The organism is Mesobacillus zeae, from assembly GCF_003570705.1.
Lineage (GTDB): Bacteria > Bacillota > Bacilli > Bacillales > Cytobacillaceae > Mesobacillus_C > Mesobacillus_C zeae.
In genome coordinates this window covers 46159-58995 of sequence record NZ_QWVT01000037.1, presented here as the reverse complement: position 1 = coordinate 58995, position 12837 = coordinate 46159, and the positions used below count along the sequence as shown (strand labels likewise).

The 12837-nt window shown below is 47.0% G+C and carries 15 protein-coding genes; 11 read left to right on the top strand and 4 right to left on the bottom strand.

The annotated features are described in order from the left end of the window. Positions 1-10: 10 nt before the first annotated feature. From D1970_RS18950 to D1970_RS18935, 4 genes are all read right to left on the bottom strand, one after another. Positions 11-769 carry a LamB/YcsF family protein gene (locus tag D1970_RS18950; RefSeq protein ID WP_119114421.1) on the bottom strand — a complete coding sequence of 253 codons (759 nt, stop codon included), beginning with the start codon at positions 767-769 and terminating at the stop codon, positions 11-13. Between the two features lie 19 nt (positions 770-788). Further along, a complete protein-coding gene (locus D1970_RS18945; protein ID WP_119114420.1) occupies positions 789-1799 on the bottom strand; it encodes a 5-oxoprolinase subunit C family protein in 1011 nt (336 codons plus the stop codon). Continuing rightward, entirely contained in the window at positions 1796-2518 is a 723-nt protein-coding gene (gene pxpB, locus D1970_RS18940; RefSeq protein ID WP_119114419.1) for a 5-oxoprolinase subunit PxpB, read from the bottom strand. Before pxpB ends, D1970_RS18945 begins: the two co-directional genes overlap by 4 nt. A 514-nt stretch (positions 2519-3032) precedes the next feature. Next, positions 3033-4082: an NAD(P)/FAD-dependent oxidoreductase gene (locus tag D1970_RS18935; RefSeq protein ID WP_119114418.1), complete on the bottom strand. Its 1050-nt coding sequence runs from the start codon at positions 4080-4082 to the stop codon at positions 3033-3035. A gap of 135 nt (positions 4083-4217) precedes the next feature. Here D1970_RS18935 and D1970_RS18930 point away from each other — a divergent pair, with 135 nt between their 5' ends. The 11 genes from D1970_RS18930 (at position 4218) to D1970_RS18880 (ending at position 12713) form a co-directional block, all read left to right on the top strand. Next, positions 4218-5066 (top strand): ABC transporter ATP-binding protein, encoded by an 849-nt coding sequence (locus D1970_RS18930; RefSeq protein WP_119114417.1) that lies wholly within the window; start codon positions 4218-4220, stop codon positions 5064-5066. Next, on the top strand, positions 5014-5925 hold the full coding sequence (locus D1970_RS18925; protein WP_119114416.1) for an iron-hydroxamate ABC transporter substrate-binding protein: 912 nt from the start codon (positions 5014-5016) through the stop codon (positions 5923-5925). The genes D1970_RS18930 and D1970_RS18925 overlap by 53 nt, the downstream gene beginning before the upstream one ends. Before the next feature lie 40 nt (positions 5926-5965). Then, the gene (locus D1970_RS18920) at positions 5966-6967 is read left to right on the top strand and encodes a FecCD family ABC transporter permease (RefSeq protein ID WP_119114456.1); all 1002 of its coding nucleotides are present in this window, start codon (positions 5966-5968) and stop codon (positions 6965-6967) included. Continuing rightward, the gene (locus tag D1970_RS18915; protein WP_119114455.1) at positions 6967-7974 is read left to right on the top strand and encodes a FecCD family ABC transporter permease; all 1008 of its coding nucleotides are present in this window, start codon (positions 6967-6969) and stop codon (positions 7972-7974) included. Before D1970_RS18920 ends, D1970_RS18915 begins: the two co-directional genes overlap by 1 nt. A 131-nt stretch (positions 7975-8105) precedes the next feature. Next, entirely contained in the window at positions 8106-8468 is a 363-nt protein-coding gene (locus D1970_RS18910; RefSeq protein WP_181213437.1) for an ArsR/SmtB family transcription factor, read from the top strand. A gap of 9 nt (positions 8469-8477) precedes the next feature. Continuing rightward, positions 8478-9476: a permease gene (locus D1970_RS18905; protein ID WP_119114415.1), complete on the top strand. Its 999-nt coding sequence runs from the start codon at positions 8478-8480 to the stop codon at positions 9474-9476. 17 nt (positions 9477-9493) lie between these two features. Continuing rightward, positions 9494-9727, top strand: a complete 234-nt coding sequence (locus tag D1970_RS18900) for a thioredoxin family protein (RefSeq protein WP_119114414.1) — start codon at positions 9494-9496, stop codon at positions 9725-9727. A gap of 98 nt (positions 9728-9825) precedes the next feature. Then, positions 9826-10161, top strand: coding sequence for an ArsR/SmtB family transcription factor (locus tag D1970_RS18895; protein ID WP_119114413.1), 336 nt, complete (start codon positions 9826-9828; stop codon positions 10159-10161). A 14-nt stretch (positions 10162-10175) separates the two neighbouring features. Continuing rightward, a complete protein-coding gene (locus D1970_RS18890) occupies positions 10176-11474 on the top strand; it encodes an arsenic transporter (RefSeq protein WP_119114412.1) in 1299 nt (432 codons plus the stop codon). A 32-nt stretch (positions 11475-11506) separates the two neighbouring features. Then, the gene (arsC, locus tag D1970_RS18885; protein WP_119114411.1) at positions 11507-11926 is read left to right on the top strand and encodes an arsenate reductase (thioredoxin); all 420 of its coding nucleotides are present in this window, start codon (positions 11507-11509) and stop codon (positions 11924-11926) included. A 463-nt stretch (positions 11927-12389) separates the two neighbouring features. Then, positions 12390-12713, top strand: coding sequence for a nitrous oxide-stimulated promoter family protein (locus tag D1970_RS18880; RefSeq protein WP_119114410.1), 324 nt, complete (start codon positions 12390-12392; stop codon positions 12711-12713). The last annotated feature ends 124 nt before the right edge of the window (positions 12714-12837 follow it).

The window sequence follows — 12837 nt, the reverse complement described above, 5'->3', positions numbered from 1 at the left end:
GCGAGTCAATTTAGGAAAAGCTGTTTACCTCGATTCCCGCTTGCTGTAATTCTCGTTGTATATGACGCGCAAAATCGAGCGCGTGGGGACCATCCCCATGAATGCAGACAGTTTCAGCTCTAAGCGCAAAATCCGTTCCCTGCCTCGTCATGACTTTTCCTTCCTTGACCATGCGGATGACTTGGCTTGCAGCCTCGTCATCACTTGAAATCAATGCGTCCTGCTGCAGCCTTGAAGTCAAGGAGCCGTCATTTTGATACGTTCTGTCAGCAAACACTTCCTCGGCGGTTCTTAGGCCAGCAGTCTTTCCGGCGCGGATTAATTCACTTCCTGCCAGACCAAACAGAATAAGTTCCGGATTGGTTTTATAAACTGCTTCAGCAACGGCCATGGCAAGCCTTTCATCCTTTGCGGCCATGTTGTAGAGCGCCCCGTGCGGCTTCACATGCTGCATGACGCCGCCTTCGGACTGGACAAAAGCTTGAAGCGCGCCGATTTGGTACACAACGATGTCATAAGCTTCCTGCGGTTTGAGGCTGATGTTCCGGCGTCCAAAGCCGACAAGATCCTGAAGGCCTGGATGTGCTCCGATACTGACTCCTTTTTCGAGGGCAAGCTGGACTGTTTCCCTCATTGTTGAAGGGTCACCGGCGTGAAATCCGCAGGCGATATTAACACTTGTTACAAAGCTCAGTATTTCGGCTTCATTTGCCATCCGGTAATTTCCGAAGCCTTCTCCTAAGTCGCAATTTAAATCCACAGTATACATGAAAGGACCTCACTTCCTGTTAATCGATAGGGTGGTGGTCAAGCTGATGGAACATAGCCAAACCTCTTTTCAGTTGAAGAACGGCTTTCTCCCGAAGGATATATTGTTTTTCCGCTTCGGCATGAGATACTTCCCGGAACATGATTGTTTCACCCGGTTTTTTTTGCGCCAGGACAGGCAAATCAACAGAAATCACTTGACCTATTTTAGGGTAGCCGCCTGTTGTCTGGCGGTCGGCCATCAGGATGATGGGATTTCCTTCCGCAGGTACTTGAATGGTTCCGAAGGTCACAGCTTCGGAAATTAATTCAGCGGGATTCTGTAATGACAGGAGATGGCCGTCAAGCCTGTAGCCCATCCTGTCTGACTGAGGTGTAATGTTGAAGCTTTCCTGAAAAAAAGCTTGCTGGCTATGCGAATCGAACCAGCCAAATTCTTTCCCTCGTATCACCCGAATGGGTTCATCCATCCGCAGGACAGGGTGGTATTCGGAGGAAACGGACCAGTCTGCAGCCGTAAAGTGCGGAGAGTGCTTGGGGTTCATGCTATCAGGCGCGGGAACGGACTTCCGGAAACTGAGAAAATCTCCTTCCTGGAGCTTGCGCCCTTTATAACCGCCGATTTCTGCCAGCAGGTACGTGGACTCGCTGCCCATTTCTTTCGGGATATTAAATCCGCCAGCCACACTTATATATGTACGGTTTCCTTTTTGGCTGAATCCGAATTTAAGTTCAGCGTCTTTATAAACGAAAATCGGCCTCCACATTGGAACGGGCGCACCGTCGATGGTTGCATTCATTTCTGCTCCGGTAATGGCAATGAACGCATCGCTGTGAAAACGGAATGCGGCTCCCTGCATATTCATTTCAATCGTGCCCATTTTTTCAGCATTGCCTACAAGAAGATTGGCAACGCGGTGTGAAAGTGTATCCATTGCTCCATTGACGATAACACCGTATTTTTGGTTTCCGAACCGCCCAAAATCCTGAATTGAAGTGAGCAGCCCGGGATGTATGACTTCCATACTCATTCCGCTGTCTCCTTTATATGAAAAAATTCTTCTTTGGAAATAGGCTTGAACCGGAGTCGGTCGCCAGCCCTTAGTAAACTCGGGGGATTTGATTGGGGTCGGAAGAGCTTAAGCGGTGTCTGCCCGATAATTCTCCAACCGCCGGGTGTCTGGATGGAGTAAATGCCTGTCTGCTTGCCGGCAATGCCGACGGAGCCTGCAGGTACAGCCCTGCTTGGCGTATCAAGTCTTGGTGCAGCAATTTTTTCATTGAGTCCGCCGATATACGGAAAACCTGGAGCGAATCCAATCATATAGACTGTATAATCGCCGCCGGCGTGGTAATGAATGACTTCATCGGTTGTCAGCTTGTTGTGTTTCGCGACAAAATCAAGTCCAGGACCGAACTCCCCGCCATAACATACCGGAATTTCAATCATTCGGGGCTCCTTGTTCCGCGAACCCTGCATCCCTGAGATCAGCTCGTCAATCCAGTGGCACACTGTTTCATATGCGGTTTCAAAATAGCCCGCTTCTTCCCGTTCTGCGAAAATCAATAGAGGGTCATAGTAAAAAGTAATGGAAGTAAAGGCAGGCACATATTCGACCATCCACTTCGGAGGAAACTCATCTATATATGCCGAAATATCCAGAATATTACGATGCTGCTCCTCTGTGATGCGGTCGCCAAACTGAACTGTGACTGCCGTCTCCCCAAGTGGAAAAAATTGATGAGGCATAACATATCCCCTTTCTCTAAATATGTCGAAATTTCGAGAATATTGTTAAAAAGATTATACACTAAAAACTTAGTTTTAAAAAATCATTATTTATCAGCAGTTTGGAAGAACATGCCAGAAAATGAATAATAAAGTATAGGCTTACAAGGATATCAGCCAAGGAAACCTTTTAAGGTTTCCCCTCATCTAATGAAAAAATAAGTATCTTACAAAAATAAAGCCGCTCCTTTTTATAAGCGGAAGTGGCCGGATTTACATTGTTGTCACGCATCTTCAAACATAATTAAAAATTATGGGGGATTCCCGCAAATCCAGCATACCCTATTCATCCAGGCTATCCCTGTCCGATTCCGATGGGAAATTCGGTTCATCCTGCTGGATGATCAGACAAGACTGTTTCTGAGGGAAAAAGAAACAGGCAGCAGTTGAATGCCTCAGCCTGATAAATATCCTATTCTATCGAAAAACAAACAGCCGGGCTGAAACTGGCAGCGACGATTTTATTAACGAAAAACTACTGAATCATCTTCTGGAGAAGCTTTTGGTTACGCTCCCTGAATCGGTCATTGTGGGATGAAACCATTCCTCTTGTATCCGCATCCGGCTGGATGTACTGCTTCGCTTTGTTGACCGCGTTGGCAGCATCCTGGAATGCGCCAGCAATAAGGTTCAGCTTGCCGTCATGCTTCAGGATGTCCCCGGCAGCGAACAAACCTGGGACCGAGGTTTCGCTGGCTGCGGTGCCTTCAATATAAAAACCATCAAGGAGGGAGATGTCGAGTCCGCTGTTCTCTAAGAGTGAGCTGTCCCGGTCGAAACCATGGTTGACAAGGACTTCATCAACCGGCAATACCGTTATCTCGCCTGTTCTATGGTTAGTCAGCTCCACTTTTTCTATGGTCAGGTTTTTTACGCATCCCATCAGCCTGGTAATAGAGGTTTCGAGGAAAATTTCCGCGGAACTGTCCATTAGCTGGGATACCTGTGATTCATGTCCGGAAAGAGATTCTTTTCGATAAGTCAGATAAACTTTTTTAGCCACAGGCTCTAGCATGTTAGCCCAGTCGACAGCGGAGTTCCCGCCGCCAGAAATGATGACCGTCCTATCAGCGAATGTTTTAATTGATTGGACAGTGTAGTGAAGATTTGCTGTCTCGAATCTATCCGCACCTTCAAAAGCAAGCTTTTGCGGTCGGAGGATTCCGCTTCCAATTGCGACAATCACCGTTTTGGATAGATGGGTCGTACCTGCAGCAGATTCGAGGACGAAAATCCCGTCACTGTTTTTGGAGATGCGGACGATTTTTTCATTCTGCACAACTTCCGGGCTGAAGGTGAGAGCCTGCAGGGACAGCTGGCCAATAAGTTCCGCCCCTGTGATGGGCCCCAGGCCGCCGACATCCCAGATGACTTTTTCCGGGTAAACATGAATCTTTCCACCGAGTTCAGCCTGTGCTTCAATTATTTTCGTTTTCATTCCCCTGAGACCGCCATAGAAAGCTGAGTAAAGCCCCGCAGGCCCCCCGCCAATGATTGTCAAATCAAATACTTCCCATCCTGTCATTCCTATCCACCTGGCCTTTATTGGAATTTTTTAAAAAAACTGCCGTTGACTCTTTTGGAAAATTTAATTATAGTGTTCATTGTAAACGATATTGATAATCATTATCAATGATAAATTCAAATTGGAGGCAATAGCATGGTTCGCCTTTATACCGAGCATCTGCAGGTTGGCTATGGAGGGCAGGCAATCGTTAAAGATATGACGCTTGAAATTCCTGATAAAAAAGTAACGATCATCATCGGACCGAATGGATGCGGCAAATCGACTCTGCTGAAAGCAATGTCCCGCATTATTTCCCACCAATCCGGATCCATTATCCTTGACGGTGCAAGCATCTCGAAGGAAGACACGAAAAGCCTCGCAAGGAAGCTGGCTATTCTTCCGCAGACGCCAGAAAGCGCATCCGGGCTTACGGTAGGCGAGCTCGTATCGTACGGGCGTTTTCCTTACCAAAAAGGCTTTGGAAGACTGACTAAAAAAGACATCGAGGTGATCGATTGGGCACTTGAGGCAACTGGGACAAAGGAGTTTAAGTACCACTCTGTCGACGCACTCTCAGGGGGTCAAAGGCAAAGGGCATGGATCGCAATGGCTCTTGCGCAGGAGACCGATATGATTTTTCTCGATGAACCAACGACGTATCTCGATATGTCTCATCAGCTTGAGGTCCTGGAGCTTTTACAGGATTTGAACAGAAAACAGGGGAGCACCATCGTGATGGTCCTTCACGATTTGAACCAGGCCGCACGCTTTGCTGACCATATGATTGCATTGAAGGACGGAAGGGTCGTGACAACAGGTGATGGTGAAGAAGTCATCAGCCGCCGTGTCTTGAAGGAAGTGTTCCGGATTGATGCCGAAATCGGCAAGGATCCGCGCACAGGAAAACCCATGCTGTACACATATAACTTGCTAAAGGGAGAAGATCGCAATGAAAAAGAAAATCATGCTGACAATTTTGCTTATGCTGGTACTTGCTCTTAGTGCCTGCGGAAATGAAAAGAAGGAAACTGAACCGAAAAAAGGCTCTGAAGAAAAAAGGACCTATCAATCTGAGAAGGGCCCTGTTGAAGTTCCTGCCAATCCCGAAAGATTAGTTGTCCTTTCCTCTTTTGCCGGAAATGTCATGGCTCTTGATGTCAACCTTGTCGGCGTGGACGCCTGGTCAAAAATGAACCCAAGATTTGAAAAATTGAAGAATGTTGAAGAGGTCAGCGATGAAAATCTTGAGAAAATTATTGAGCTGGATCCTGATTTAATCATAGGGCTTTCCAGTATCAAAAATGTCGACAAGCTGAAGGAAATTGCCCCGACCGTCACGTACACATACGGCAAACTGGACTATCTCGAACAGCATGTGGAAATCGGCAAGCTTCTTAACAAAGAGGAAGAAGCGAAGAAATGGGTAGAGGGATTCAAGAAGGAGGCCGCTGCTGCAGGGGATGAAATCCGTACGAAGATCGGCAAGGACGCTACTGTTTCCGTCATCGAAAACTCTGAAAAGCAAATCTATGTATTTGGTGACAATTGGGGCAGGGGGACGGAAATTCTCTACCAGGCGATGGGCCTGAAAATGCCTGCAAAGGTGGAAGAAATGGCGCTTAAGCCTGGATACTATGCTATTTCGGCAGAGGTCCTTCCCGAATATGCCGGCGACTATATGATTTTTAGCAAAAATCCGGATGCTGATGCCTCATTCATGGAAACGGAAACGTACAAAAATATCCCAGCCGTGAAAAATAAACGGGTGTTTGAAGTCAATGCAAAAGAGTTTTACTTCAATGATCCGCTAACGCTCGACTATCAGCTCGATTATTTTAAGAAAGCCTTTTTGGAAGAATAAAAGACTCCAATCTAATGAATGGAAAAGATGATATGCCATGATGAAACATAAAAATGCCAGATTTTATATAGCTGCATTCACTTCGGCAGTGTTTCTCCTGCTGTGCTCCTTGTGGACAGCCCTCGTTTTTGGGGCTGCCGACACATCGATGCTGGACGTATGGGCCGCTCTTGCCTGGGATGTAAAGACGGATACCGTGACAATGATCCGGGAAATCCGCCTGCCGCGCGAAATTGCTGCGATTTTCACAGGAGCCGCCCTATCTGCTGCAGGAGCCATCATGCAGGGAATGACAAGAAACCCGCTCGCAGATCCAGGCCTTTTGGGGCTTACTGCCGGTGCCAACACTGCGCTCGTTTTAACTCTTGGAATGATCCCGGCTGCAGGATATTTTACGTTGACGGCTGCCAGCTTCATTGGGGCGGCCCTTGGTGTACTGCTCGTATTCAGCATTGGGGCGAGAAGGAAAGGGGGGTACTCCCCGCTTCGGCTTGTACTCGCCGGAGCAGCTGTTTCCGCATTCCTCTATGGTATTTCCGAGGGGGCCAGCCTGTATTTCAAGATTTCAAAGGAAGCATCAATGTGGACGGCTGGAGGGCTGATTGGGTCAACTTGGGAGCAGTTAGGTCTCATGGTCCCTTTCATTGTAATTGGACTGGTTCTTTCTCTTATCCTGTCGCGGCAGCTGACAATCCTGAGTTTAAGTGAAGAAGTCGCGGCAGGTCTTGGACAGAAAACTGCGGCAATCAAGGCGCTGCTCCTCCTCTCGGTCATCCTGCTGGCCGGTGCGGCTGTTGCCCTTGCCGGAAACCTCGCATTTGTCGGCTTAATGGTGCCGCATATTGCCAGGATGGCAGTCGGAGCCAACTACCGGTACATTTTGCCGATGTCGGCGCTGGCAGGGGGAAGCTTTATGCTTCTTGCCGATACACTTGCCCGGACAATCAATGCCCCCTATGAAACACCTTTGTATGCTATTGTATCTTTGCTGGGACTGCCATTCTTTTTGTACATTGTTCATCGAGGGAGGAAGACGATATGATGATCCATCCCTCTGTCATCAGAAAACAAAAAATCTTGATTTTATCCCTACTTGCTTTGATATTTTGCACAATCATTGCCAGCCTTGGCCTCGGCTACTCTCCTGTTTCTTATGACCGCATCCTGCCTGTCCTTCTTGGTCAGGGGACATTTAAGGAAGAGTTTGTCTTGATGTCCGTCCGGCTGCCTCGTATTGTCATCACGTTGCTGGCAGGTATTGCGCTTGCAGCTTCAGGTGCAATCCTCCAGGGACTGACAAGGAATGAGCTTGCTGATCCGGGCATTATTGGCATTAATTCGGGGGCAGGCGTTGGCGTCGCTGTATTCTTCCTGTTTTTTTCTATCGATGCAGGCTCGTTTGCCTATATGCTCCCAATCGCCGGTTTCTTGGGTGCGCTCCTAACAGCATGCTGCATCTACCTCTTTTCCTATGAAAAAGGGATTGGTCTGCAGCCTACAAGGATGATCCTTGTGGGGATTGGCTTCTCGATGGCGCTTTCAGGTGCTATGATTGTCATCATCTCATCAGCAGAGCCGCAAAAGGTCGATTTTATTGCGAAATGGCTGGCGGGAAATATTTGGGGAGCCGATTGGCCATTTGTTTTGGCGCTGCTGCCGTGGGTTATCGTGCTTGTACCGTTCATCCTGTATAAAGCGAACCGGCTTAACCTTCTCCATCTCGGGGATCCTGTTTCCATCGGTGTCGGCGTCTCGGTCGCAAAAGAGCGGCTTGTGCTGCTTCTGGTTGCGGTTGCCCTAGCGGCGGCTGCGGTCTCTGTTACTGGTGGCATTGCATTCATCGGATTAATGGCGCCGCATTTGGCAAGGCTCCTGATTGGTCCCCGAAACCAGCTGGCCCTTCCGCTTGCCATGCTGATCGGCGGCTGGCTGCTCCTTTTCGCAGATACAATCGGAAGAAACATCGTGGAGCCTGATGGTATTGCGGCCGGCATCATGTCCGCACTGATCGGTGCACCGTTCTTTGTTTATTTGCTTATGAAAAAATAAGACTAATAGAAATGGCTTTTCCCGGTTGAGGGGAGAGCTTTTTTTTATGTTATTTTTGTCACAAATCGGCCACATATTCAAACTATAAAACTAGAAAAGTAGTTTTATGATATAGAAAAGGGGGTGCTGTAATGAATGATAAAGGCTGGGAAATAAAAGGAAAGGCCTCGATGGAGAAAGTCCGGGAAAGCGCGGAGAGCCAGTTTCCGGCAGTGGCGGATCCTTCCGAGGCCCAGGGCCTTGCTTCATTTTTCAAGGCGCTTAGCGATGAAACGCGCCTGAGGATTGCTTCGCTCCTATGGATAGAGGATTTGTGCATGTGCGAAATTGTGACGGCACTGGGCGGGGCCGCTTCTACGGTAAGCCACCATCTTCGAATCATGGAAGCCGGAGGACTCATTGCTTCGAGGCGTGAAGGGAAATTCACCATCTATTCCGTTGAAAAAGAAAAGCTATCTCCCATCATCACGATGATAAAAAACGAGTTAAAGTAGGCGGGAATTATGTTTGATTACTTTGCAAAATGGCTTGTAACAGAGGTTTTTCAGCTCGAAATGTCGTCAAAGGTTGGAGGAGCACTCCATTTCTTCATTTACGACACGTTGAAAATATTGTTCTTGCTCGCTGTTATGGTGTTTGTCATTTCTTTTCTCAGAAGCTTTTTCCCGCCGGAAAAGGTGCGGGTATGGCTTGAGGGAAGGAGGAAAGGCGCCGCAAGTGTGCTTGCTGCCTTTCTCGGAGTACTTTCGCCATTCTGCTCCTGTTCGACGGTTCCGTTATTCATTGGGTTTGTTGAAGCGGGCATCCCTTTAGGCATTACATTTACCTTCTTGATTTCGTCTCCGATTGTGAACGAAATCTCGCTCGTCATGCTTTTTTCAATGTTTGGCTGGAAGGTGGGCCTCCTGTATGTGCTTGCGGGAATGCTTCTTGCAATCGTGGCAGGTGCCATTATCGGGAAAATGAAGATGGAAAAGTATGTTGAGTCATATGTTTACGAAATGTGTGCCGGGCAGGAATTTTTCAACACTGGCAATGAAGCAAAAGGACTGCGGCAAAAAATCAGCCAGTTTTTAACGGCTGAAAGCTTAAAAGATCGTGTTCAATTTTCGGTGGGCAATGTGGTTGAGACCGTTCGCAAAATATGGCTGTATTTGATCATCGGCATCGGGCTGGGCGCATTGATCCATGGCTACGCTCCTGAAGGCTTGCTGATCAAGTATGCTGGGGAAGGCAATCCGTTTGCGGTCCCAGTTGCCACAGTGCTCGGGGTGCCATTGTATTCCAATGCTGTTGGATCATTGCCGATCATAGAAGCTTTGATGAACAAGGGAGTTGCACCGGGAACGGCCCTTTCTTTCATGATGGCAATCACGGCATTGTCGCTTCCGGAATTCATCCTCTTGCGGAAAGTGATTCAGCCAAAGCTGATTGCGCTTTTTGCAGGAGTGGTCACCATCGGGATTATCCTGATAGGCTACGGTTTTAATGTTATTTTATAAATGTGGAGGGAATTAGGATGAAAATCAAAGTACTAGGAACAGGCTGCAAAAAGTGCAAGGAGCTAGAACAAAACGTTCTTGCTGCCGTCAATGAAATGGGTATTGAAGCAGAGGTAGAGAAAGTAGAAGACATCAGGGATATCATGAGTTACAAGATCATGAGCACGCCTGCCCTGGTCGTTGAGGAGAAGGTCGTTTCGACTGGAAAGCTCCTGTCTGTCGGCCAGGTGAAAGAGTTAATTTCAAAATAATGTTTGAAGCGTGATTAGCCGCGGCGGAAAAGCCGCGGCTAATTTTTTAAGTTGAATATATAAGTATATTCTTATATGATGATTTGGGAGGTGGAAGGATGAATACTGACATGGATAAAGGTGCACAGGTATTAAAGCTGCTCGGTGACCGGACTAGACTGACCATGATGAAAATACTGGAGAGCCAAGACTGCTGTGTATGTGAATTTACAGCCATTTTCAATCTTAGCCAGCCGGCGGTAAGCCAGCATATCAGGAAACTGAAGGATGCACGCCTTGTCACTGAAACACGGAGAGGGCAATGGGTTTTTTATTCGTTGAACAAAGATACGGAGGATTATCCACTAGTCAGGGATATTCTTAATCATTTTCCCGGGCAGGCAGGACGGTTAAAAGAGCTTGAACAGCAAGGCCTGCGAATTTTTTGTGATTGATTGGAGGAGTGCAATTGCTATCAACAGTGCTTGCATCATTAATTTTTTTAGGAACTTTAGTTTTGGTCATCTGGCAGCCGCGAAACCTTTCAATCGGCTGGTCGGCGTGCGGCGGTGCTTTGCTTGCCTTGCTTGCCGGAGTAGTTGATTTCGGGGACGTTTTGGATGTCACTGGTATTGTTTGGAACGCTACACTTACATTTATTGCGGTTATCATTATTTCACTTATTTTAGATGAAATTGGCTTTTTTGAATGGGCAGCCTTACATATGGCGCGGGCGGCAAAAGGGAACGGCGTACGCATGTTCATCTATGTAACGGTGCTGGGTGCGCTTGTGGCAGCATTTTTTGCGAATGACGGAGCTGCATTGATTTTAACGCCAATCGTGCTCGCTATGGTACGTGCGCTGAAGTTTGATGAAAAAATGGTGTTTCCGTTCATTATGGCCAGCGGCTTTATTGCAGATACAACTTCACTGCCGCTCGTTGTCAGCAACCTTGTAAACATCGTCTCCGCGGACTTTTTTGACATTGGTTTTATTGAGTATGCTTCGAGGATGATTGTCCCGAATCTATTTTCGCTGGCAGCAAGTATCCTCGTCCTGTATTTGTACTTCAGAAAGCAGATTCCCGGCCGGTATGATCCTGTCCAATTAAGGAAGCCTGCCGAGGCAATCAAGGATAGCAGGATGTTCAGACTGTCATGGGTCGTCCTTGGCTTTTTGCTGGCGGGCTATTTTATCAGCGAGATGCTGAATATTCCGGTTTCATTGATTGCTGGCGTTGTGGCGGTGTTCTTTCTTGTTATGGCAAGAAGGAGCGATGCTGTCAATACCCGGACGGTCGTCAAAGGGGCGCCATGGGCGATCGTATTTTTCTCGATTGGAATGTATGTTGTTGTGTACGGCTTGAGAAATGCGGGCCTGACTGACGTGCTGGCTGATGTGATCCAGGTGGTGGCAGACAAAGGTTTATTCGCAGCGACAATTGGCATGGGTGTTATCGCGGCACTCCTTTCCTCGGTCATGAATAATATGCCGACAGTCATGATCGATGCACTGGCGATTGCCGATACGAATACAACCGGCATTATCCGGGAAGGGCTTGTATATGCAAATGTCATTGGCTCGGACCTTGGGCCAAAAATTACACCAATCGGCTCGCTGGCGACATTGTTATGGCTTCATGTCTTGTCACTGAAAGGTGTGAAAATTTCCTGGGGGACGTATTTCAAAACCGGCATCATCCTCACGATCCCAACATTGCTGATTACTCTTGCCGGCCTTTATGTCTGGCTTCTCATTGTTTCATAAATGATTCTACCTGATGGAAGGGGTTTTCTTGTATGTCGAATAAAACGATCTATTTTCTGTGCACAGGCAACTCTTGCCGCAGCCAAATGGCCGAGGGCTGGGCAAAAAAATACTTGTGTGATGAGTGGACTGTAAAAAGCGCTGGCCTGGAGGCACACGGGCTGAATCCGAATGCGGTGCGGGCGATGCGGGAAGCGGGAATTGATATTTCAGATCACACATCTGATGTGGTTGATCCTGAAATCTTGAACAACGCAAGTCTTGTAGTAACACTTTGCGGCCATGCCGATGACCATTGCCCAACCACCCCGCCGCACGTAAAAAGAGTGCACTGGGGCTTTGACGATCCAGCCAAAGCCGAAGGTACAGATGAAGAAAAATGGGCCTTCTTCCAGCGCGTCCGTGACGAAATCGGTGAGCGGATCAAGAAATTTGCTGAGACAGGGGAATAAATAAGAGTGAGGATCGGCTGTTAAATTAAGCTGGTTCTTTTATTTGGTGAAAATCCATTTAAATCGAAGGACAGGAAAGAAAATGTCCGTACCACACCTTCATGAGAGAAATAAAAGGGACAAACAGGAAAAAAACAGCCAAAGTGGAAAGTGAAATTTCCAGAGGATGCCAAAATACTTGTGCAGGAAAACAAATCGAAGGAACAGGAAAATAAAAGAGAAATTTTAGAAAATAAATCTTGCATTAGGGAAAATGAAAAGCTGAAAGAGGAAAATTAAATGTACGCACCGCACCAGAATCATGCTTTAATTTTCTCCCAATTATCAAAATGGTAAAATTTTGTTCTCCCTCCTGAAATTATCTGAAAAAATTCGGCTATTTGTAATAAATTGTTAGCTTACTGAAGGCGGGTCGCATGATACCATTTATATTGAACAAATGACTTCAAAAGAGGGATGCTGTATGGCAACTATGAAAAGAGCGTTGAATAATGGTCCGGTGATTCAAAAGGAAAAAGAAATGGTGTCGAAAATGATCGGATTGTATTGCAAGAAGAAGCACCACTCGGCTGAATTATGCGAGGAGTGCAGAGAACTGAAGGAATACGCGTTCCTTCGCCTGTCACATTGCCGCTTTGGAGAGGAAAAGACGGCCTGCTCCAATTGCTCTATTCACTGCTATAAACCTGTCTACCGCGAAAGGATGAAATCTGTTATGCGGTTCTCAGGTCCTTGGATGCTGCTGTACCATCCGGTATATTCTGTGAAGCATCTTTTAAATAAATAAGCGTGCTAAAGATGGATTGTCTAGGCCTATAAGAAAAGATATATTCTAAATGAGTAAAAATATTTTTGAAAGGCGAATATAAGAAATACTGTTCGCCTTCGGGGAATATATTTTTATGAAAGCG